Origin of the sequence: Methylobacterium sp. E-066, assembly GCF_022829635.1 — a bacterium.
GTDB lineage: Bacteria > Pseudomonadota > Alphaproteobacteria > Rhizobiales > Beijerinckiaceae > Methylobacterium.
The window spans coordinates 1-21028 of sequence record NZ_JAKSYO010000015.1 but is presented as its reverse complement, the minus strand read 5'-3'; the positions used below and the strand labels follow the sequence as shown (position 1 = coordinate 21028).

At 69.9% G+C, this 21028-nt stretch carries 17 protein-coding genes and 1 rRNA gene; 13 read left to right on the top strand and 5 right to left on the bottom strand.

Annotation, left to right across the window (positions count from 1 at the left end):
* The first annotated feature begins 4 nt into the window (after positions 1–4).
* Positions 5–679, top strand: coding sequence for an ATP-binding cassette domain-containing protein (locus MKL20_RS00650; RefSeq protein WP_244035072.1), 675 nt, complete (start codon positions 5–7; stop codon positions 677–679).
* Entirely contained in the window at positions 679–2202 is a 1524-nt protein-coding gene (locus MKL20_RS00645) for a PhnE/PtxC family ABC transporter permease (RefSeq protein WP_244035071.1), read from the top strand. The genes MKL20_RS00650 and MKL20_RS00645 overlap by 1 nt, the downstream gene beginning before the upstream one ends.
* A 407-nt stretch (positions 2203–2609) precedes the next feature.
* Here the strand turns inward: MKL20_RS00645 and MKL20_RS00640 are convergent, their stop codons facing one another.
* Complete coding sequence (locus tag MKL20_RS00640; RefSeq protein WP_244035070.1) at positions 2610–4844, bottom strand: TonB-dependent siderophore receptor; 2235 nt, start codon at positions 4842–4844, stop codon at positions 2610–2612.
* A 312-nt stretch (positions 4845–5156) separates the two neighbouring features.
* Positions 5157–6395: an alpha/beta hydrolase gene (locus tag MKL20_RS00635; RefSeq protein ID WP_244035069.1), complete on the bottom strand. Its 1239-nt coding sequence runs from the start codon at positions 6393–6395 to the stop codon at positions 5157–5159.
* 252 nt (positions 6396–6647) lie between these two features.
* Between MKL20_RS00635 and MKL20_RS00630 the strand changes: the two genes are divergently transcribed.
* Positions 6648–6833 (top strand): hypothetical protein, encoded by a 186-nt coding sequence (locus MKL20_RS00630; protein WP_243964227.1) that lies wholly within the window; start codon positions 6648–6650, stop codon positions 6831–6833.
* Positions 6834–6844: 11 nt separating this feature from the next.
* On the opposite strand, the gene MKL20_RS00625 is transcribed toward MKL20_RS00630, so the two are convergent.
* Together MKL20_RS00625 and MKL20_RS00620 are read right to left on the bottom strand one after the other, a co-directional pair.
* The gene (locus tag MKL20_RS00625; protein WP_244035068.1) at positions 6845–8482 is read right to left on the bottom strand and encodes an acyl-CoA synthetase; all 1638 of its coding nucleotides are present in this window, start codon (positions 8480–8482) and stop codon (positions 6845–6847) included.
* Positions 8483–8563: 81 nt separating this feature from the next.
* The gene (locus MKL20_RS00620; RefSeq protein ID WP_243964218.1) at positions 8564–9124 is read right to left on the bottom strand and encodes a PAS domain-containing protein; all 561 of its coding nucleotides are present in this window, start codon (positions 9122–9124) and stop codon (positions 8564–8566) included.
* Positions 9125–9504: 380 nt separating this feature from the next.
* On the opposite strand from MKL20_RS00620, the gene MKL20_RS00615 reads away from it, so the two are divergent.
* From MKL20_RS00615 to MKL20_RS00590, 6 genes are all read left to right on the top strand, one after another.
* Complete coding sequence (locus MKL20_RS00615) at positions 9505–10152, top strand: ParA family protein (protein WP_058194852.1); 648 nt, start codon at positions 9505–9507, stop codon at positions 10150–10152.
* Entirely contained in the window at positions 10136–10456 is a 321-nt protein-coding gene (locus MKL20_RS00610; RefSeq protein WP_243964216.1) for a ribbon-helix-helix domain-containing protein, read from the top strand. The genes MKL20_RS00615 and MKL20_RS00610 overlap by 17 nt, the downstream gene beginning before the upstream one ends.
* A 639-nt stretch (positions 10457–11095) precedes the next feature.
* Entirely contained in the window at positions 11096–12421 is a 1326-nt protein-coding gene (locus MKL20_RS00605; RefSeq protein WP_244035067.1) for a septal ring lytic transglycosylase RlpA family protein, read from the top strand.
* A gap of 149 nt (positions 12422–12570) precedes the next feature.
* Positions 12571–13791 (top strand): D-alanyl-D-alanine carboxypeptidase family protein, encoded by a 1221-nt coding sequence (locus MKL20_RS00600; protein WP_244035066.1) that lies wholly within the window; start codon positions 12571–12573, stop codon positions 13789–13791.
* Positions 13792–13801: 10 nt separating this feature from the next.
* A complete protein-coding gene (tmk, locus tag MKL20_RS00595) occupies positions 13802–14506 on the top strand; it encodes a dTMP kinase (protein WP_244035065.1) in 705 nt (234 codons plus the stop codon).
* A 395-nt stretch (positions 14507–14901) separates the two neighbouring features.
* Entirely contained in the window at positions 14902–15954 is a 1053-nt protein-coding gene (locus MKL20_RS00590; RefSeq protein WP_244035064.1) for a DNA polymerase III subunit delta', read from the top strand.
* Positions 15955–15982: 28 nt separating this feature from the next.
* Here MKL20_RS00590 and MKL20_RS00585 read toward each other — a convergent pair whose 3' ends face one another.
* Positions 15983–17002 (bottom strand): FkbM family methyltransferase, encoded by a 1020-nt coding sequence (locus MKL20_RS00585; RefSeq protein ID WP_244035063.1) that lies wholly within the window; start codon positions 17000–17002, stop codon positions 15983–15985.
* A gap of 220 nt (positions 17003–17222) precedes the next feature.
* Between MKL20_RS00585 and metG the strand changes: the two genes are divergently transcribed.
* From metG to MKL20_RS00565, 4 genes are all read left to right on the top strand, one after another.
* Positions 17223–18800, top strand: a complete 1578-nt coding sequence (metG, locus tag MKL20_RS00580; protein WP_244035062.1) for a methionine--tRNA ligase — start codon at positions 17223–17225, stop codon at positions 18798–18800.
* A 17-nt stretch (positions 18801–18817) separates the two neighbouring features.
* Positions 18818–19603 (top strand): TatD family hydrolase, encoded by a 786-nt coding sequence (locus MKL20_RS00575; protein WP_244035061.1) that lies wholly within the window; start codon positions 18818–18820, stop codon positions 19601–19603.
* Entirely contained in the window at positions 19600–20418 is an 819-nt protein-coding gene (locus tag MKL20_RS00570) for an MBL fold metallo-hydrolase (RefSeq protein ID WP_244035060.1), read from the top strand. Before MKL20_RS00575 ends, MKL20_RS00570 begins: the two co-directional genes overlap by 4 nt.
* A 481-nt stretch (positions 20419–20899) precedes the next feature.
* A 16S ribosomal RNA gene (locus MKL20_RS00565) occupies positions 20900–21028 on the top strand; the annotation flags it as partial.

The window sequence follows — 21028 nt, the reverse complement described above, 5'->3', positions numbered from 1 at the left end:
GGTGGTGCCGGACGGATCCCGGGCGGAGATCGTCCTGGAGAACGCCGCGGCCTCCTATGGCGGCCACCCGGTCCTGTTGGGCCTCGACCTGACCGTCCGGGCCGGCGAGCGCGTCGCCCTGATGGGCCGCTCGGGCGCCGGCAAGTCGACCCTGATCGGGCTGATCCAGGCCCAGGCGCCCGACCGTGTCGCGCTGGTGCCGCAGGCGGCCGCCCTGGTGCGGACCCTGTCGGTGTTCCACAACGTCTATATGGGCCGGCTCGACCGGCGCTCGACCCTGCACAACCTCCGGACCCTGGTCCGCCCGGCCCAGGCCGACATCGACGTCGTGCAAAAGATCCTCGACCGGGTCGGCCTGGCGGAGAAACTCTGGGCGAAGGCCGGCGCACTGTCGGGCGGCCAGCAGCAGCGCGTCTCGGTGGCCCGCGCCCTCTATAACGGCCGGCCGATCCTGGTGGGCGACGAGCCGGTCTCGGCCCTGGACCGCCAGCAGGGCGCGCGGATCCTGGCCGAGATGGCGGGCAGCCACCAGACCCTGATCCTGGCGCTCCACGACGTGACCCTGGCGCTCGCCCATACCGACCGGATCGTGGTGCTGGAGGCCGGCCGGATCGTCCTCGACGCGCCGGCCCAAAGCCTCGATCCGGCTCGGCTGCGCCCCTATTACGAGGCCGCCTGATGCAGCTCGCCCTCCCGCGGCCCGGCTACGCGGCGGTGAGCCGCTGGTTCCTGGCGGCCGCGCTCGCCGGCCTGCTGGTGGCGGACCTGCACGTCACCACCCTGCACCCGTGGGCCGATCTCGCGCGCCTGCTCGACGGCCTGGTCCGGCCGGATTTCCTGTCGGTTGAGGGCTGGAGCGTCGTCTACACGGTCGCCTTCGCGGTGTTGGGGGTCGGGCTCGGGGCCGGGACCGGCCTGCTGCTGGCGATCCCGTTCGCGCGCTCGCGGACCGTGCGGCTCGCCTGTGCAGGCTTTCGCGCCGTGCACGAGCTGTTCTGGGCGCTGCTGCTGATGCAGGTGTTCGGGCTCTCGGCCGCCACCGGCGTGCTCGCCATCGCGCTGCCCTACGCGGGCATCTGCGCCAAGGTCTATGCCGAGATCCTCGAGGAGGCCGATCTCGCCGCGCTCCGGGTGCTGCCCGTGGGCACCGGCGCGGTCTCGGCCTTCCTGTACGCGCGCCTGCCCGAAGTCGCCGGGCGGATGCGCGACTACACCCTCTACCGCCTCGAATGCGGCCTGCGCTCCAGCCTGGTGCTCGGCTTCATCGGCCTGCCGACCATGGGGTTTTACCTCGAATCCGCCTTCCGCCAGGGCCGCTACGCCGAGGCCGGGGCGCTGCTCCTGGTGTTCTACGGGCTGATCGGCACCCGCCGGCTCTGGATCCGCGGCTGGACCGTGCCGCTCCTGCTCATCGCCGCGCCGCTGGCCCTGCCCCCGGCGATCGGCAACGCCGCGGTGGGGCCGAGCCTCGCGCGCTTCCTCGGCCACGACATCGTGCCGGCGCCCTTGCGCGGCGCGGCGCTCGCCGATCCCGAGACCTGGGCGCGGCTCTGGGCGTGGCTGCGCCCGATCCTCACGGACCAGATCCTGCCGGGCACGATCCAGACCCTGATCCTGGCGCAGATCGCCCTGGCGGCGACCGCGCTGGGGGGGCTGGTGCTGTTCCCGCTCACCGCCCGGCGCTTCACCGGCCCCCTCGGACGGCCGCTCGGCCGCGTGCTCCTCGTGGTGGTGCGCTCGACGCCGGAATACATGCTGGCCTATTGCGGCCTGCAGCTGCTCGGCCCCTCGATGCTGCCGGCGATCCTCGCGCTGGCGCTGCACAATGCCGGGATCGTCGCCTACCTGATGGGCCGGCACGCCGACGCGCTGCCCTACCGGGCCGACGCGCCCCGGGGCCTGAACCTCTACGCCTACGAGACGGTGCCGCGCCTCTACGGCCAGTTCCTGGCCTATCTGCTCTACCGCTGGGAGCTGATCCTGCGCGAGAGCGCGATCTTCGGCATCCTGGGGGTGACGACGCTGGGCTTCTACGTCGACGCCGCGATCTCGGAGCTGCGCCTCGACGTGGCATTGGTGCTGATCGCCGCCACCGCCCTGGTGACGGTGGCGGTGGATGCCCTCTCCCGGGGCCTGCGCCGATCCTTACGCATCGACACACTGCCGACCCGCCTCTCCGGGCCGGCGCCCGTGGCGGGGTGACGGGATCCGGGTTTCAGGGCGCTGGCGGCAGCAGGCAGCGGAGCGTCCTGCTGGCCCGACGACACGGGGTCTTCGCACGGGCCGTCCTGCTGCACCCCCGTCATCCCGGGGCGCCGCAGGCGAGCCCGGGATCCATAGCCGCCGACGGTGCAAGGCTTTGTGCAGACGGTGTTTCTGGATCCCGGGCTCCGCTGCGCGGCCCCGGGATGACGGGGTGGATGCGGAAGCGTCCATGGAGATCGCGGCCCCGTAAAGGGAGCATCCCGCTCCGCGATCCCTGGCCCATTTCCGGACTGTCGTCTCGGCTGTATCCAAACGCCTGGAAGGACTAGAATCAAAATCCTTCAGAGTCAGAGACTTACAACGCGACGTTCGCGTGCCGCCTCAGGATCGCCGAGGCGGCTGCCTCACCACTTGTAGCTCAGGCTCGCGGTGACCCGCCGCGCCTCGCCGTAGAAGCAGGCGTTGATCGACGTGCAGGACGAGACGAAGCGCTTGTCGAAGATGTTGGCGGCGTTGATGGCGAAGCGCCAGTTGCCGCTGGTGTAGTGCACCAGCGTGTCGAACAGCACGCGCTCGGGCACCTTCAGCGTGTTGTCGGTCGTCGCGAAGGAGGACCCGACGTAGCGCACACCGCCGCCGACGCCGAAGCCCGCGAACTCGCCCGTGGGGATCGTGTAGTCGCCGAACACCGACGCGAAGGTCTGCGGCACGCCCGCCGGCGTCCGGCCGACATTGTCGCCCTGCTCGATCTTCAGGTCGTAGGTCGTCACCGAGGCGACCACGTTGAGCTCGGGCGTGATGCTGGCCGTGAGCGAGCCCTCGAAGCCCCGCGAGCGCGTCAGCCCGAGCTGGAGCGAGTTGTTGACGTTGCTCGGGTCGGTGGTGAGCGAATTGTTGAGCGCGAGGTCGAAGAACGCGGCCGTGACGAAGATATCCGTGCCCGGCGGCTGGTACTTCACGCCGGCTTCGTACTGCTCGCCCGTGGTCGGCTTGAACGGTTGGCTGAAGGCGTTGGTGCCCACCTGCGGGTTGAACGAGGTCGCGTACGAGACGTAGGGCGCGAGGCCGAAGTCGAAGTTGTAGATCAGCGCGAAGCGCTCGGTCGCCGCGTTGGCGTTCTGGGTCGTGCGCGAGACCGGGCTGGCGAGCTTGTTGTTGACCTCGTTGGTGGTGAAATCGCCGCGGCCGGAGGCGATCAGGGTCAGCTCGGGCGTGAGCTTGATCTGATCCTGCACGTAGATGCCGGTCTGCTGGAACTGGTCGAAATTGACCAGGTAGGGCGTGACCGGACCGGCCGGGCTGACGAAGTTCGGCGCGGCCAGGTTGAACGGATCGACGCCGAAAAACGTGCCCTGGTTGTCGTTCAGGGTGAAGTACTTGTAGTCGACGCCCATCAGGAACGTGTGGCCGAACAGGCCGTCGCTGAACCGCGCGACCGCCTGCGTGTCGACGTTGAGCTGGCGCGCCGTCGAGGCCGCCTGGAAGCGATAGCGGCTGAGCTGCGTCTGCGTGGTCGGATCCAGGTAGCCGATGCCGCCGCTGAGCGAGTTGTCGTAGGATTGCGAGATCGCGTAGCGCGCGTTCTGGCGCACCGTCCAGACGTCGTCGAACACGTGTTCGAACTCGTAGCCGATGAAGGCCTGCGTGCGCCGGTACCGGTTCTGGATGTTGTCCTGGGTGTTGTACGAGCGCGGAATGCGCAGGCCCTCGGCCTGCGGGCGCACCGTGCCGTAATAGGGCAGGAACGCGTTGATGCGGCCGGTCTCGTCGTGCTGGAAGCTCGACAGGATCGTGAAGGTCGTGGCCCCGTCCGGCTTGTAGGTGAAGGACGGCGCGATGTAGCCGCGATTGTCCTCGACCCCGTCGACCTGGGTGCCGCCGTTCCGCCCGATGGCGGTCAGCCGGTAGAACCAGTGCCCCTCCGCGTCGGCCGGGCCGCCGAGATCGAAGGCGAAGTACTTCTGGCCGAAGGAGCCGCCGCCGGCCTCGATGTAGCGGAGCGGGTCGAGGGGCGGGCGCTTGCTCACGAGGTTGACGACGCCGCCCGGATTGCCGGCGCCGAACAGGACGGCGGAGGGCCCGCGCAGCACCTCGATGCGATCCAGGCCGAACGTCTCCAGCTGGAAGCCGCCGAAGCCGAAGTTCAGAAGCTGCAGGCCGTCCTTGTACAGGCCGGTGTCGTTGGTGGTGAAGCCGCGGATCAGGAAGAAGTCCTGGCGCGTGTCCGGGCCGAAGGGACTGCCGAACACGCCGGGCGCGTACTGGATCGCCTCCGAGACCGATTGGGGCTTCTGCGCGTCGAGCTGCTGGCGCCCGATCACGGTGATCGATTGCGGCGTCTCGATCAGCGGCGTGTCGGTCTTGGTGGCGGTGAGCGAGCGCTTGGCGACGAAGCCGGTGATCGGGCCGCGCGGATCCTCGCGCACCGGGCCGGTCCGGTTCGCGCCGCCCTCTCCGGTGACGCTCAGCTCCTCGAGCTGCACGCTCGACTGCGCGGTCTGGCTGCCGAGGTTGTTGGCGCGCGGACGCGGCGGCGTCGCATCCTGGGCCAAAGCCGGCACGGCCTGCGCCAGCACCGCGAGGGAGGCACCGGCGACGAGGGCGCGCAGGGCGCCGGAACGGGGATGGACGGCTCTCATCTGACTGGACCCTGTGCGACCCCGCGGACAGCCGACCGCATTCGCCGGGGGCGGTCCCGGCGGGGCTGTCCCGCTCTTTAGAACTGTGATAAACTGCTGTTATTATTCAGCTTTCTGCTACACGCAGTACGTGCAGCCAGGCTTGGCCGCAAGCGGGCCGCACGCGGAAGGCGAAGGCTGTTGCGGTTACGACACGCAGCGTTAGAGGCGCCCCTAGGGCGGCACGGGAGCGGGCAGGGCGCTGCTTGCGAAGGGGCGGCGGAGATGCCTGTGGACGCCGCCGAACGGGCCGCGGCGTCCGGTCCCAGAACACTACCTCACGCGGGTCCCGAGCCAGCTGGCCACGGCGTCCGCCACGGCGTCGCTGTTGGTCTCCAGCATCACCATGTGGCCGTTGCCGTGCAGGCCCTGGTCGGCCAGCCGGATCGTGTCGGGCCTGGCGCCGGCCTGGGTCAGGAAGGCGGCCGTGCAGGCATCGTAGGTGGCGTGGAACGAGGCCTCGGCGGTCACCAATGCGGTCGGCACCTTGGCGAGGTTCGGCAGGGTCCGGGCGGGCTCGGCCTGCAGCCAGCAGCGGATCTGGCCGTCCGCCGGCTTGGCGTCAGAAGCCCTGGGGTCAGACGCCTTGGCGTCGGAAGCCTTGGGGTCTAGCACCTTGGCCTGCTGCGCCACGACCAGATCCTCCGGCGCCCTGACCGGCGGATCGAAGGTCAGCGGCATCCGGGTCAGCCCGTAGGCGCGGGCGCGGCCGTCGCCGGACTTCTCCCAGAACTCCTTGCCGCCGCGGAACTGCACGTCGAAGAAGGGCGGCCCGTTCGGCTCCACGGTGACATGGGCCTTCACCAGGTCGGGCCTCGCATCCGAGGCCGCCCAGCCGAACAGCGCCCCCTGGCCGTGGGTGAGCAGGATCGCCGGCCCGACCTTCTCCAGGAGCGCCACCAGGGCCGGGTCGACGAGCTCTTCCGTCTGCTGGCTGTTGGCCAGGAACGGGACCTGGCTGGCGAAGAACTGGTCGAAGCCGGCATTGCCCTGCACGCCGGTGCCGCCCGGCCATTGCGTGTGGAGCTTGGCCTGCGGGAACAGGTCGTAGACCTCCGGGGCCGTGTAGGTCTTCTCGAGGCTGCGGGTGCCGAGCCGGTCGTAGGGGCCGTAGACCTCCGGGTTGGTGCCCGAGCGCCCGCGCCCGACCTGATCGACCACGTAGACCTGATAGCCCTTCTCAACGAAGCGCTGCACCCAGCCCGGACGGCCATCGGCGGTGGCGAGGTAGTTCACCCCGGTCTGGGCCAGGCCGTGCACCATCACCACTGGGTAGGGCTGGGTGATCCGGGCGGGCGTGCGCGACTGCACGAACATCTGGCCGACCATCACGGTCTTGTCGCCGAGCTTTTGATACCGCCCGCCGATGTAGAAATAGCCGGCCCGGGTGACCGGCTCCTGGGTAGGTTCCTGAGCCTGGACCGGCCCCGCCGCCAGGATCGCGGCCTGAACGGCGAGCGCGCCTCCCAGAACGCAGCCGGCGATGCCCCCCGAGATCCCCTTGCCGGCCATACGTCTCTCCCCCGGATGCGATCCCCGCATCGGGCGGGCTTATTGCGGGAAACGAGGCGTTCGGCCAGCACCTCCGGTTGACGCAGGAGCCGGTTCCGACACCGAGAGCCCGAACCCAGACGCATGCCAGGTCCATCACGGCGACGCTGGTGAAACCGCGGCCGCACGCCCACTTCCGGTTATCGCAGGCGCCGTGATCGGCGCCCCTCGCCCGGAGCGCCCGCGGCGAGACCCAATCAAGGACGTCACGCCGTGGACCCCGCTACCGCCAAGATCCTGGTTTCGGCCGCCCTGGTCGCCTCGATCAGCCTGTTCAGCCTCGTGTCGATTCAGGCCTTCATCGCCCAGATCGCGGCCGATCTGCGCGCGGCCAAGTCCGTGGCCAAGACCGTGCGCGTGCCGGCCCACGCCGAGCGTCGGCAGCCCCCGCAGGCCTGACCGGTCCCGCCTCAGGTCCCGTCCTGGCGGGCCCGCTCGCGCAGGATGAATTTCTGGACCTTGCCGGTGGAGGTCTTCGGCAGCTCGCCGAAGATCACGTGGCGGGGCAGCTTGTAGGCGGCCAGCCGCCCTCGGCACCATTGGATCAGCTCGTCGGCGCTCGGCGTCGCCCCCGGCTTCAGTTCGACGAAGGCGCAGGGCGTCTCGCCCCATTTCGCGTCCGGCTTGGCGACCACTGCGGCGGCCGACACCGCCGGGTGCTTGAACAGAGCGTCCTCGACCTCGATCGACGAGATGTTCTCGCCCCCCGAGATGATGATGTCCTTCGACCGGTCCTTGAGCTGGACGTAGCCGTCCGGGTGCTTCACCCCGAGATCGCCGGTGCGGAACCAGCCACCCTTGAACGCGGCCTGCGTGGCCGCCGGGTTCTTGAGGTAGCCACGCATCACCACGTTGCCGCGCATCATCACCTCGCCGATCGTCGTGCCGTCGGCGGGCACCGGCGCGAGGGTCTCCGGGTCGCGCACGTCGAGGGCCTCCAGCACCGGGTAGCGCACCCCCTGGCGGGCTTTCTTGGCCGCCCGCTGGTCGGCCGCGAGGGCGTCCCAATCCGCGTGCCAGGCATTGACCACCGCCGGGCCGTAGCTCTCGGTCAGCCCGTACAGGTGGGTTACGTCGAACCCGGCCTCGGACATCCCGGCCAGCACCGCCTCGGGCGGGGGCGCCGCCGCGGTGAAGAATGCCACCCGCCGGGGCAGGTCCCGGCGCTCGGCATCGGGGGCGTTGATCAGCATCTGCATCACGATCGGCGCGCCGCAAAGATGCGTGACCTCGTGCTCGGCCATCAGCCGGTAGAGCGCCTCCGCCCGGACCTGGCGCAGGCAGACATGGGTGCCGGCCACGATCGACAGGGTCCAGGGGAAGCACCAGCCGTTGCAGTGGAACATCGGCAGCGTCCAGAGATAGACCGGGTGCTGCCCGAGCCCGCCGGTGATGACGTTGCCGAGCGCCAGCAGCGCCGCCCCCCGGTGATGGTAGACCACGCCCTTCGGGTCGCCGGTGGTGCCCGAGGTGTAGTTCAGCGCGATCGCGTCCCACTCGTCGCCGGGCAGCTGCCAATCGTGCTCTGGGTCGCCCCCCGCCAGGAAGGTTTCGTAATCCGTCTCCCCGAGCCGCGCGCCCGGCCCGTCATACTCCGGATCGTCGACATCGATGACGAAGGGTTTTGGCTCCAGGCCGTCGAGCGCCGCCGCGGCGGTCTTCGAAAACTCGCGGTCGGTGATCAGCACCTTGGCCTCGCCGTGCTCCAGGCAGAACCGGATCGCGGCGGCGTCGAGGCGGGTGTTGAGGGTGTTGAGCACCGCCCCGGTCATCGGCACGCCGTAGTGGCACTCGACCATCTCGGGGGTGTTGGCGAGGAAGGCCGCCACGGTGTCGCCGCGGCCGAGCCCGCGCTGCGCCAGCGCCGAGGCCAGGCGGCGGGCGCGGGCGTAGAGGTCCCGGTAGGAGCGCCGCAGGGGGCCGTGGATCACGGCGACCTGCTCAGGGAACACCCGCGCCGCCCGGTCGAGATAGAGCAGGGGGGTCAACGGCTGGTGGTTGGCCGGCACGCGGTCGAGATCGCGGTCGTAGATCGTGTCGCGGGCCATCGGCGTCCTCCCGGCAATGTGTTGCCGGGACAGTAGCTTGTGGGCGCGGGCGCGATCAATCGCGCTTCCGGGGAGACGCGCTCAGTGGCGCGGCTCGTCCTCCGGCTCGGGCAGGAAGCTGGCGAGCTCGAAACCGATCGCGATCATCAGGCGCTCGATCTGCTCGACCAGCACCGGCCGCTGCAGGGCCTGGGCGAGGTCGCGCAGGGCGATGACGTGCTCGGCCATCCGGTTCACGACCCGCTCGCTCTGCACGAGGTTGGCCGACTGCACCTCGGTCCGGTCGATGGCGATGCCCTGGCCCTGCAGGGTGCGGCCCGTGGGATCGCGGTCGATCCGGCCGCGCATCAGCAGGGTGCGGATGCCGCTGCGGGTGTCGCGGGTGCGGAACTCCGCCTCCAGGGTGCCGCCGGTCTCGGACACGGCGTGCAGGTAGCTCTCGATCCGGATGCGATCCTCCGGATGGGTGCGGTCCAGGAACACCGCCAGGGACACGCCGGTGGCCGCCGCCACCGGGTCGAGGCCGAGCAGCCCCGCCAGGGAGGCCGAGAGCGCCAGCCGGTCGGCCCAATGATCGTGGACCCACGTACCGACCACGCCGGAAGCATCGAGGACGGATTGCGGGATCGGGGCTTCGGCCATGCCATTCCTTGCCGGGCTGTCGAACGCCGCCAAACCTGAGGTTATCAAATCCATCGCGGTCCCGGCGCCGGCGATCCTAACGCTACGGTATCCTATAGCGGCTGAAAAGGCCGTTCAGGAATTAGACACCACAAATGTTAACCTGAAGTTTAGAATGCCTGTCATGTCCGCGAATCCTGGCTCGGTTCGGCCACCCGGGAGAGTAGGACCTGCTTTAACGAGTCGTTAACCATGACGCCCCCAACCTGCCGCACGACATCCTTGGGTCACAGGATCGCGGCAGCCCGTGATCATGTACCTGAGGTTGCCCGGCGCGGGTGCGGCAATTCGGATTGCCCGCGCCCCGGCGGATGCGCGGGGCCTTCTGGAGGACGCCCAGGATGAAAGCGATCACCTTCGTCACGCAGAAGGGCGGCAGCGGCAAGAGCACGCTGTGCATCTCCCTGGCGGTGGCCGCCCGGGAGGCGGGCCACACGGTCTGCATCCTGGAGATGGACCGCCAGGCCACGATCTCGGACTGGCTCGACCACCGCACCGCCGACGGTCCCGAGGTCGCCCAGATCGACGCGACGCAGATCGACGCCGTGATGGAGCGTCTGCGCGAATCCGCCTACGATTTCGTGTTCATCGACACGCCGGGGGTCGATTCCACCGGCACGCTCTCGGCGATTCGCGCGGCGGATCTCTGCATCATCCCGTGCCGGCCGACGCCGGCCGACCTGCGGGCGTTCAAGCCGACGCTCGCGGCGGTCTACCGGCTGGAGAAGAAATTCGCCTTCGTGCTGAACCAGACCCCGCCCCGCTCCTACCGGGTCCGGGACGCGGCCGACGGGCTCGCCGTGCTCGGCATCCTGCCCGACGTGAACATCGTCGCCCGCACCGACCATCAGGACGCGATCGGCCTCGGCCAGGGCGTCACCGAGTTCAACCCCAAGGGCCAGGCCGCCGGGGAGGTTCGCCGCCTCTGGTCCTGGATCGAGCGCCGCACGCAGTCGCTGAGGACGGGCCAGCATGTCCAAGCCGCCTAAGCTCAGCCTCGCGGCGATCGTCGCCTCGGCGAACCCGCCGGACCGGCACGCGGCCCGGCCGCAGGGCGCCGAGATCGTGACGCTGACGCTCGCGCCCCCGGCGGCGAAGCCGGCCGCCACGCTGAAGCAGCGCGCCCGGCAGATGTCGGTCTACCTGGAGCCGCCGGTCTACGACCAGCTCCGGGACCTGGCCTATGCAGAGCGGACCAAGATGCATGCCCTGATGCTGGAAGGCCTCGACCTGCTGTTCAAGCAGCGCGGCGCCCGCTCCATCGCGCAGCTGACCGACACCCAGTCCCGCTGAACCGGGTTTCCGAAGGGACGTGCCCTTTGGTGGGGTTCGGGGCAAGACCTCCAGGATTTGGCCCCCGAGAGACCAGGGCTCTGCCCTGGACCCGAAAAAGGTCTGTGACCCAGCGCTTTCAAGGTGTCTGGCCCCGTGCGCGTCGTGGGATCAGCGCTCCCGAGTAGATCACGCGCGCCCCTTTCCCGGACAGGTGAAGCGAAGCGGAACCTGATCCGGGACCCAGCACACGAAGCGCCGCGCCAGCGGCACAGGTCGATCGGACGGACGCTTCGCGCCGTCGTGTGCTGGGTCCCGGGTCGCATTCCGCTGGCGCTGCATGCGCCCGGGAAAACGGCCGTGCAGACCGGCTCGACGCCCTGTCCTGGCTCTCAGCCCAACATCTTGAAAGGGCTGGGTCCGGGACCTTCTGAATCCAGGATTTTTGACTTTTGACAATGATTTAATCGAAACTCTTAGCGCTTTGAGCGAGGAAATCGCCCGACGAACGGGCAGGGTTATGAGCGACGAAGCCGGGATCGTTCAGGCTTCGTTTACGCGATCCCTACAATTCTGGGTGGACCGGCTGAGCCCAGGGGCGCGGCCGGTGCCGGTTCGTTTCCCGGCCATAGTTCCGCGTCGCGTTTGGTGATCCCCGATATGGTGCGCACGACCCTTCCCCGGCCTGCGCGCCTCGCCCTGCGGCTGCTGGCCGTCTCGGGCGTGGCCCTGGCCACGGCCAACTGCGCCACCACCCCCCAACAGCAGAAGCTCGCTTCCGGCAACGGCATCGACCCGAAATACGGGGTCAAGGCGAGCCCGCGCCTCTACAACGAGGGCGACGTGATCCCGAAGGGCGGCGGACGCCGCTACACCGGCAAGCCCTACGTGGTGGCGGGCCAGACCTACGTGCCCAAGGAGGATCCGCGCGGCTACGTGCGGGAGGGCCTGGCCTCCTGGTACGGCTCGGCCTTCCACGGGCGCATGACCGCCAACGGCGAGGTGTTCGACCGCCACTCGATCGCCGCCGCCCACCCGACCCTGCCGCTGCCGAGCTACGCACGGGTGACCAACCTCGACAACGGCTCCTCGATGATCGTGCGGGTCAACGACCGCGGCCCCTACCATGCCGGCCGCGTCATGGATGTCTCCGAGGAGGCGGCCGAGGCCCTGGGCTTCCACCGCCGCGGCACCGCGCGGGTGCGCGTCGAGTATGCCGGCCGGGCCTCGGTCGCCGGCAGCGACGACCGCAAGCTGCTCGCCAGCCTGCGCACCGACGGGCAGCCGGCCGGCCGCTCGACCGTGATGATGGCCGATCTCGGACCCGCATCCACCCCCTCGGAGGAGCCGGAGCGCTACGCCCGCTCGGCCCCCGAGCCCCTGGCCTTCAAGCCGGCCCCCGAGCGCGCGCAACCCGACGAGGCCCCGGCGCCGCGGCCCGAGCGAGCCGCCCCGGTGCGCGCGCCGATCATGATGGCCTCGGCTGCCATGCGGGTGCCGGCCGCCGTCCAGCCGACCGCCCCCAAGGTGCGGGATTTCCGGCCGGCGCCGCTCCAGGTCGCCGAACAGAAGGGCGCAGGATCCAAATTCGCCGACGCCAAGGGCGCGGGCGTGAAGGTTGCGGGCCTCAATCCGGCCTCGGGCCACGGTGCGCCGCAGGCGGCCGGGCACGGGGCCACGAAGCCCGCCGGTCGTCCGACCTTCGCGGAAGCCGCCAGGCCGCCGGTTCGGGCCGGCGGTGCCGCCCCGACGAAGGTCGCCGCGGCCGCGCCCGCGGCGCTGCCGCCCGCGTCCAAGTCCGCCCTGGCGCATCTCGCCTCCGCGGCGGCGCCGGCCAAGGTTTTGGCCAGCGGCACCGCCAAGGCTGCGATGACGACGAAGGTCGCCTCCGCCGCGAAGGCGCCGGTTCCCGGGAAGCCTGAGGCGCCGACCAAGACGGCCGCGCCCGCCAACGCCAAGCATCCGCGCCTGGCCGGGATCTACTGACGCGGACCGGCGCGCCGCGAAGGGCCGCCGGTCCCGCAATGCGGCATTTCGCGTTCGATCCCACGTCGAAACCGTAATATGGTCACGCTTGTTATCCGGATACGGTTGGCGGTCTTCCAACCGGGCGGCAGGCGTGGGACGGAACGGTGATGCGCAGGACCCTTCTCACCCTTCTCGCGGCGGCCTGCGCGCTGGGGGCGGGCCTCGCCGGCGCGGCCGCCCAGAGCTTCCAGACGGCGGCCCCGCACGCGATCCTGATCGACGCCGATTCCGGCTCGGTGCTGTTCGAGAAGGCCGCCGACGAGCGGTTCTCCCCGGCCAGCATGGCCAAGCTGATGACCACCGACATCGTGTTCGAGGCGCTGAAATCCGGCCGCCTGTCGATGGACACCGAGTTCACCGTCACCGAGGACGCCTGGAAGCGCGGCGGGGCCGGGGGCGGCGGCTCGTCGATGTTCGCGCAGGTCAACAGCCGCATCAAGATGTCGGACCTGCTGCGCGGGCTGATCGTCCAGTCGGGCAACGACGCCGCGATCACCATCGCGGAGAACATGGCCGGGACCGAGGAGGCGTTCGCCGGGCTGATGAACCAGCGCGCCAAGGAGATCGGGCTGACGAACTCGACCTTCCGCAACGCCACCGGCTACGCGGCGCCCGACCAGAAGGTCACGGCCCGGGACATGGCCAAGCTCGCCATCCACATCATCGACACCTACCCGGATCTGTACAAGATCTTCGCCGAGAAGGAGTTCACCTGGAACAAGATCCGCCAGCAGAACCGCAACCCGCTGCTGACCCTCGATATCGGCGCCGACGGGCTCAAGACCGGCTACCTGGAGGAATCCGGCTACGCCCTGACCGGCTCGGCGGTGCAGAATGGCCAGCGCCTGGTGCTGGTGGTCTCCGGCCTCAAGACCGCCCGGGACCGGGCCGCCGAATCGCGCAAGCTGATGGAATGGGGATTCCGCGCCTTCGAGCCCCGGCAGATCTTCGCGACGGGCGAGACCGTGGCCGAGGCCTCGGTGTTCGGCGGCCAAGCCGGTTCCGTGCCCCTGGTCTCGAAGAAGCCGGTGCGGGTGCTGCTGCCCCGCGGCTCCAACGACCGGGTCAGCGCCAAGGTGGTCTATACCGGGCCCCTCGTCGCCCCCGTGGAGGAGGGCCGGCAGGTCGGCACCCTGCGCATCCAGCGCGGCGACACCGTCGCCCTCGACCAGCCGCTCTTCGCCGGCGCCACGGTCGAGTCCGGCACCCTGTCGCAGCGGGCTATGGATGCGGCTCTGGAATTCGGCACCGGCCTCGTGCGCAAAGCCTTCGACCGGGTCGGCAAGAAGGACGCGAAATCCGGCGACCGGACGGCCGATCCGACGTGATGTTGCACCCGTGATCGTGCCACGCGTCGAAGAGCCCGCGCCGGGAGCCTTCATCACCTTCGAGGGCGGCGAGGGCGCCGGCAAGTCGACCCAGATCGCCCGCTTGGCCGCGACCCTGCGGGCGCGCTCGGGGCGGACGGTGTGCGTGACCCGCGAGCCCGGCGGCTCGCCCCGGGCGGAAGAAATCCGCGCGGCCCTGCTCGGCGGCGTCGCCAAGCCCTACGGCCCGTTCGCGGAGGCGCTGCTGTTCAGCGCCGCCCGGATCGACCATCTCGACCGGCTGATCCGCCCGGCCCTGCGCCGGGGCGAGATCGTGCTGTGCGATCGCTTCATCGACTCGACCCGGGCCTACCAGGGCGCCGCCGGCGGCCTCGACCCGGCCGTCGTCGCCGCCCTGGAGCGGGTCGTGGTCGGCCCGACCCGGCCCGATCTCACCCTGATCCTCGACTTAGCCCCCGAGGCCGGGCTCGCCCGCGCCGCCGGGCGCGCCGCCGGGACGGGGCAGGGGGCCGACCGGTTCGAGGCCGAATCCCTCGCCTTCCACACGCGGCTGCACGAGGCCTTCCTGGCGATCGCCCGCGCCGAGCCGCAGCGCTGCGCGGTGATCGATGCCGGACGCGCCCCCGATTCGGTGGAATCCGCGATCCGCGCCACGGTGGCCTCCCGCTTGCCCGGCCTGCTGCCGATGAAAGGGAGCCGGGGCGATGCCGCCTGAGACGCCGGGCGCGGATTTGCGCAGCGTCTCGGCCGGTCTATATTCGGGAGTGGGACCGGCGGTGGCTGCCGCCGACCCCTGGCATTCACCCGTTAAGGTGTAGCCAACTCAAAATCAGTGGGTGAATGGCGAGTCGGAGGTGGAATCTCCACTCGCCATTTTCCGATTTTGAGACTGCCAGAGAGAGAACCATTCTCTGCACTCCCGGCCGCATCCGGCCGCGTGCGGCCTTCGCGGAGTGGGTTGGTGAGGCCCACCGTGCGAGGCCGGCGTGAGTCGGCCCCGAGGCGGTGGGCGCCGCCGTTCCATCTGTGTAAACCGCGCGAAACGGGGACTTCAAAGGGCCTGCCGCCCCTTGCCGGGTAGGCCGGACTTCGCGCGAAGAGACAGGCCGCATGAGACTGGCAGACCGCGCCGCCGACGATGTCGAGCCCGGCGACCTCCCCGGTATCCCGCGCCCGCGGGAGACCCGGGCGCTGGTCGGCCACGAGGCTGCGGCCGACGCCTTCGGGGCCGGGATCGCGGCGGGGCGCCTGCACCATGCCTGGCTGATCGGCGGCGCCCCCGGCATCGGCAAGGCGACCCTCGCCTACCGGGTCGCCCGCCGGCTGCTCGCCTATCCCGAGGGCGGCGGACCGGCCGGGCTCGACGTGCCGAAGGACAATCCCGTCTCCGGCAAGGTCGCGGGCCTGTCGCATCCGAACCTGGTGGCCCTGCGCCGCCACCGCACCGCCGGCGCCAAGGCGCTGCCCACCAAGATCTCGGTCGACATGGTCCGCCGGGCGCTGGACCTGTTCGCCTCGACGGCCACCGATTCCGGCTGGCGGGTCTGCATCCTCGACAGCGCCGAGGACCTCAACGCCAATGCCGCCAACGCCCTGCTCAAGGTCCTGGAGGAGCCGCCGCCCCGCGCCCTGTTCCTGATCCTGGCCCACCAGCCCGGCCGGCTCCTGCCGACGATCCGCTCCCGCTGCCGGGTGCTGATGCTGCGCCCGCTCGCCCCCGAGGTGGTGGCCCAGGTGGTGCGCGGCCTGCCCGAGCCGTTCCCGCAGCCGGACGAGGCCGCCCTGGCCCGGGCGGTCGCCCAGTGCGAGGGTTCGGTCGCCCGGGCGCTGGCGATGCTCGATCCGGTCACGGCCGGCCTCGTCGCCGAGGTCGAGACCCTGCTGGCCCGGGCGCAGACGCCCGATTGGGGCCGGGTGCTCAAGCTCGCCGAGACCCTGGCCGGGCGCGACGCGGAGGCCCGGTTCGAGGCCGCCCAGGACGCGGTCCTGCGCTTCGTCTCGGCCGAGCTCGACCGCCGCCGGGACGAGCCGCCGGCGCGCCTTGCCGCCCTGGTCGAGGTCGCCGAGCGGTTCGGCCGCGCCGCCCGGGAGGCGGCGATCTACAATCTCGACCGGCGCCCGGTGGTGCTGTCCCTGTTCGGCGACCTCGCCGAGACTGCGTAGGGCCGTCCGGCCGCGTCGAGAGGATGCTTCAAGCGGCGTAGACGACCGTCTCCCACTCGAAGTTGGTGTAGTGCCCGATATGGATTTCGTAGTCCGGGTTCAGGCGCTTGATCAGCATCGGGATGATGATCAGATCGTCATCCGAGTGGTAGCCCGAGATCGCGAGCTTCGGCTTGTGCCGCGCGATCGTGGTCCGGGCCCCGATCAGTGCGGAGCGCTCCGCGCCCTCGATATCCATCTTGATGAAGTCGACCCGGTCGAGCCCCTGCCTCTCGACGAGCTGGTCGATCGTGTCGGTCCGGGCCTCGATGTCGCCCTGAGCGTGCATGAAGGAGGCGGCGCCCTTCGCGGCGAACCGGACGGTTTCGCCGGCCGCATGGCTGAGCGCGTGCGGGACCAGCGCGATCCGCTCGGCGAGCTGCGGATTGCGATCGAAGTTCGCGCGCATGACCGCCTGATGCGCCGGCAGCGGATCGAAGGAGAAGACGCGGCCGGTCTCGCCGACGGTGGCCGCGAAGGCGAGGGCCGTGTCGCCGAAGCATCCGCCGGCATCGATCACGACGTCGCCGGCCTCGGGCTGGATGCTGCGCGGCCCGTCCAGGTAATATTGCCGGAGGAGGAAGGTCGCGACGATGTTGCCGAGCCACGCGCCCAGTTCCAGCGTGTGTCCCTGGTGCTCCACCGCGAAGGCCTCGAACAGGAACGGCGGGAACACCTGGTCGCTCGGCCCGACGCGATAGGCGGCGGCCTTGGTGTAGAGGTCGATGTAGTCCGGCGTGCTCAAGGGGAGCGCGTAGCGGACCGGCCCGAGGGCCCGGTACGTGATGACGTCGCTCAGGAGCTTGCGGGAGCGCGCATCGAGAAGACTTCCGACATGGTCGTACTCGGCCTGATTCTCGACCAGCCTGGCGATCGCCTCGAGGGCATGCGCCGCCGGGAGCGGGCTCGGAGCCCGGTCGCCGAACACCCAGCGATCGATGATCGGATCCGGGATCTCGGCGCCCCGATGCGCGACGATATTTCTGACGATGTCGAGCGCAAAACTCACGACGGCCCGCTCCGGATTGGAAAATCGCGATGTCTTGTCCGATCAACATGGTTGCCAAAGCTTTAATCGCGCACAATCCGCGCTTCCGATGACGGCGGCGCCGTATCGCATCCGGCGATCCCGCGCTGCGCCGGGGACCTGAGCCCACGGCGGTTGCGTCCCCGCCGCTGCCGCGCGACAACGCGGGCAGCCTTTTGCGATCATCCGGAACACCACAGACGTGACGTCCAACGCCCCGGCGCAGTCCCAAAAAACCTTCGGCCTCTCGACCGCGATCTCCTACCCCAACGGCGCGCCGCATATCGGCCACGCCTACGAGGTGATCGCCGCCGATGCCATTGCCCGCTTCCACCGGCTCGACGGCTACGACGTGCTGTTCTCCACCGGCACGGACGAGCACGGCCTCAAGATCCAGCAGGCGGCGACCCGGGCCGGCACCAGCCCGCGCGCCTTCGTCGACGGTACGGCAGCCCGGTTCCAGGCGATGGCCGACCGGATGGATTGCGCCTACGACCGCTTCATCCGCACCACCGAGCCCGGCCACTACGAAGCCGCGCAGGAGATCTGGCGGCGGATGGAGGCCAACGGCGACATCTACCTGGACAAATACGCCGGCTGGTACTCCGTGCGCGACGAGGCCTATTACGACGAGGCCGAGACCCGCCTGCTGGAGGATGGCAGCCGCCGCAGCCTCGCCACCGACACGCCGGTGGTGTGGATGGAGGAGGAGAATTTTCTCTTCAGATTGTCCGCCTACCAGGACCGGCTGCTCAAGCTCTATGAGGACCAGCCGGACTTCATCGGGCCGGAAACCCGAAAAAACGAGGTGGCGAGCTTCGTGCGCTCCGGCCTCAAGGACCTCTCGGTCAGCCGCACCACTTTCGACTGGGGCGTGCCGGTGCCGGGGCATCCGAACCACGTCATGTATGTGTGGGTCGATGCCCTGACCAATTACCTGACGGTTACCGGCTTCCCGGACGAGTCCGATCCCCGGAAAAAATTCTGGCCGATGGACCTGCACGTGATCGGCAAGGACATCGTCCGCTTTCACGCGATCTACTGGCCGGCCTTCCTGATGTCGGCCGGGCTGCCCCTGCCCAAGCGCGTGTTCGGCCACGGCTTCCTGCTCTCCAAGGGCGAGAAGATGTCGAAGTCGCTCGGCAACGTCCTCGACCCGTTCGAGCTCGCCGACACCTACGGGGTCGATCCGGTGCGCTACTTCGTGCTGCGCGAAGTGCCGTTCGGCGGCGACGGCAGCTACAGCCACGAGGCGATCATCGGGCGGATCAACGCCGATCTCGCCAACGACCTCGGCAACCTCGCCCAGCGCTCGCTCTCGATGGTCGCCAAGAACTGCGACGGCGCGGTGCCGGATCCCGGTTCCTTGGATGAGGCCGATCGCGCCTTGCTGGCCCAGGCCGACGCCCTCCCGGACAGAGTGCGGAGCCTGATGGGCGATCTCGCGCTCCACAGCGTCCTGGCCGAGATCTGGGCGGTGGTGGCCGAGGCCAACCGCTACTTCGCCGGCCAGGAGCCCTGGAAGCTGCGCAAGTCCGATCCGGCCCGGATGAACGCCGTGCTCTACACGACGCTGGAAGCCCTGCGGGCCTTCGGCATCCTGGTCCAGCCCTTCGTGCCCACGGCAGCGTCCAGGCTCCTGGACCTGCTCGCCGTACCGTCAGACCGGCGCATGCTCGCCGATGTGGGGGAGGGCGGTCGCCTGGTGCCCGGCACCGCCTTGCCCGCCCCAGCCCCGGTCTTCCCCCGGTTTGAGCGGCCTGAAACGCCGGCCGCCTGACAGCGATCCGAGACACGATGCTGATCGACAGCCACTGCCACCTCGATTTCCCGGACTTTTCCGCGGACCTGCCCGGCGTGATCGCCCGCGCCCGGGCCGTGGGCGTCACCGGCATGCTCACCATCTCGACCCGGGTCGCCCGGGCCGAGACCTACCGGGCGATCGCCGAGGCCCATCCCGAGATCTGGTTCACCATCGGCACCCATCCGGACGGGGCCGCCGAGGAGCCGGATGTGCCCGCCGAGACGATCGCGGGGATCGCGACCGCGCATCCCCGCTGCGTCGGGATCGGCGAGGCGGGACTCGACTACCACTATCCCGACGGCGCCCCCGAGGCCGTGCAGGAGCGGGTGCTGCGCGCCCATATCGAGGCGGCGCGCCTGTCCGGCCTGCCGCTCGTCATCCACGCCCGGGATGCCGACGACCACATGGAGCGGGTGCTCACCGACGAGATGGGCCGGACGCCGTTCCGGGCGGTGCTGCACTGCTTCTCGTCGGGCCGGCGCCTCGCCGAGGTCGGGATCGAGCTGGGGCTGTCGATCTCGTTCTCCGGCATCGTCACCTTCCGGCGCTCGCACGCTTTGCGCGACATCGCCCGGAGCGTGCCCCGCGACCGGATCCTGGTGGAGACCGACGCGCCGTTCCTCGCCCCCGAGCCGCATCGCGGCCGCACCAACGAGCCGGCCTACACGGCCGACACCGCCCGGTCGCTCGCCGAGACCCTGGGGCTGTCCGCCGAGGACTTCGCCCGGCTCACCACGGCGAATTTTTTCGCCCTGTTCGACAAGGCGAAAGCGGCATGACCGATCCGGGCGCCGCGCCGGCGAGCCTGACCCTGCGCATCCTCGGCTGCGGCTCGTCCGGCGGGGTGCCGCGGGTCGGCAGCGGCTGGGGCGCCTGCGATCCGGAGGATCCGCGCAACCGCCGCCGCCGCTGCTCGATCCTGGTCGAGCGTGCCTCTGGGGGAGGGCGGACCACGCTGCTGGTCGACACCTCGCCCGACCTGCGCGAGCAGCTCATCGATGCGGGCGTCCAGCGCCTCGACGGCGTGCTCTACACCCACGCCCACGCCGACCACACCCACGGCATCGACGACCTGCGCCCCCTGGTGATCACCATGCGCGGGCGCATCCCGGTCTATGCCGACACGCTCACCCAGTCGCTGCTGACCACGCGGTTCGGCTACTGCTTCGAGACGCCCCCGGGCAGCGCCTATCCGCCGATCCTCGACCTGCGCGATCTGCCTTCCGAACTGATCCTCGACGGTCCGGGCGGTCCGATCACCGTGGAATCGCTCCCGGTGGAGCATGGCACCGAGGCGGCCTTGGGCTTCCGGTTCGGGCAGGCCGCCTACATGCCCGATGTCAGCCTGATCCCGGAGGCGAGCCGGGCACGTCTCCACGGTCTCGACCTCCTGATCATCGATGCCCTGCGGGACACGCCGCACCCAACGCATTTTTCCGTCTCGGATGCCCTGGCGCTGATCGCCGAGACCAAGCCCCGGCGGGCGGTGCTGACCAACCTCCACACCGATCTCGACTACGCGGCCCTGGCGGTGCGCCTGCCCGCGGGTGTCGCGCCGGCCTATGACGGGATGACCCTGAGCCTCGACGCCTGAGACACGCTTCGGGGGAGGGGAACACAATCGGAGGTAGGGGCAGAATCGGCTGTCACACCCTTGTCGTCGCCGGAGTCCAAGAAAATCGGCTCCTCCCGGAACAACCCTGTTGACGGCCGGGAACCAGCTGCGTATACACCGCTCATCGGCGCCGGCCGCGGAAGTGGCCCGGGCGCTGAGGCATCTTCTGACAGATCTGCGGGGTTGGCCGGCGAGAAAGCCGAGCAGCTTGCTGTTTGTCTGTAGTAGGTCGGGTCTCTGGATCCTGCCGCACGGTCTTTGACATTGTTGGATTTGAGGAAGGGAGACGCGGACGGCGTTTGTCCTTGCGGTCGGAGTTTAGGCTTCGACAAGTGAGAGACTAGTGCCGATCGTCGTATCTTTCTTTTTGAGCTCACCGATCTGGCTGCGCTGTGAAGCGCTGCTTGGTCGATTGTGAGGCTCCGTCTGAGAACTACGTGATCGGCCAGATCAATCTCTTCAACGTGAGAGTTTGATCCTGGCTCAGAGCGAACGCTGGCGGCAGGCTTAACACATGCAAGTCGAGCGGGCATCCTTCGGGGTGTCAGCGGCGGACGGGTGAGTAACGCGTGGGAACGTGCCCTCTGGT

Bases quoted from the DNA above. Each gene is read 5' to 3' on its own strand.
- MKL20_RS00645 (WP_244035071.1), top strand. From the start codon at position 679: ATGCAGCTCGCCCTCCCGCGGCCCGGCTACGCGGCGGTGAGCCGCTGG.
- MKL20_RS00640 (WP_244035070.1), bottom strand. From the start codon at position 4,844: ATGAGAGCCGTCCATCCCCGTTCCGGCGCCCTGCGCGCCCTCGTCGCC.
- MKL20_RS00635 (WP_244035069.1), bottom strand. From the start codon at position 6,395: ATGGCCGGCAAGGGGATCTCGGGGGGCATCGCCGGCTGCGTTCTGGGA.
- MKL20_RS00625 (WP_244035068.1), bottom strand. From the start codon at position 8,482: ATGGCCCGCGACACGATCTACGACCGCGATCTCGACCGCGTGCCGGCC.
- MKL20_RS00620 (WP_243964218.1), bottom strand. From the start codon at position 9,124: ATGGCCGAAGCCCCGATCCCGCAATCCGTCCTCGATGCTTCCGGCGTG.
- MKL20_RS00615 (WP_058194852.1), top strand. From the start codon at position 9,505: ATGAAAGCGATCACCTTCGTCACGCAGAAGGGCGGCAGCGGCAAGAGC.
- MKL20_RS00610 (WP_243964216.1), top strand. From the start codon at position 10,136: ATGTCCAAGCCGCCTAAGCTCAGCCTCGCGGCGATCGTCGCCTCGGCG.
- MKL20_RS00605 (WP_244035067.1), top strand. From the start codon at position 11,096: ATGGTGCGCACGACCCTTCCCCGGCCTGCGCGCCTCGCCCTGCGGCTG.
- MKL20_RS00600 (WP_244035066.1), top strand. From the start codon at position 12,571: ATGCGCAGGACCCTTCTCACCCTTCTCGCGGCGGCCTGCGCGCTGGGG.
- MKL20_RS00590 (WP_244035064.1), top strand. From the start codon at position 14,902: ATGAGACTGGCAGACCGCGCCGCCGACGATGTCGAGCCCGGCGACCTC.
- MKL20_RS00575 (WP_244035061.1), top strand. From the start codon at position 18,818: ATGCTGATCGACAGCCACTGCCACCTCGATTTCCCGGACTTTTCCGCG.
- MKL20_RS00570 (WP_244035060.1), top strand. From the start codon at position 19,600: ATGACCGATCCGGGCGCCGCGCCGGCGAGCCTGACCCTGCGCATCCTC.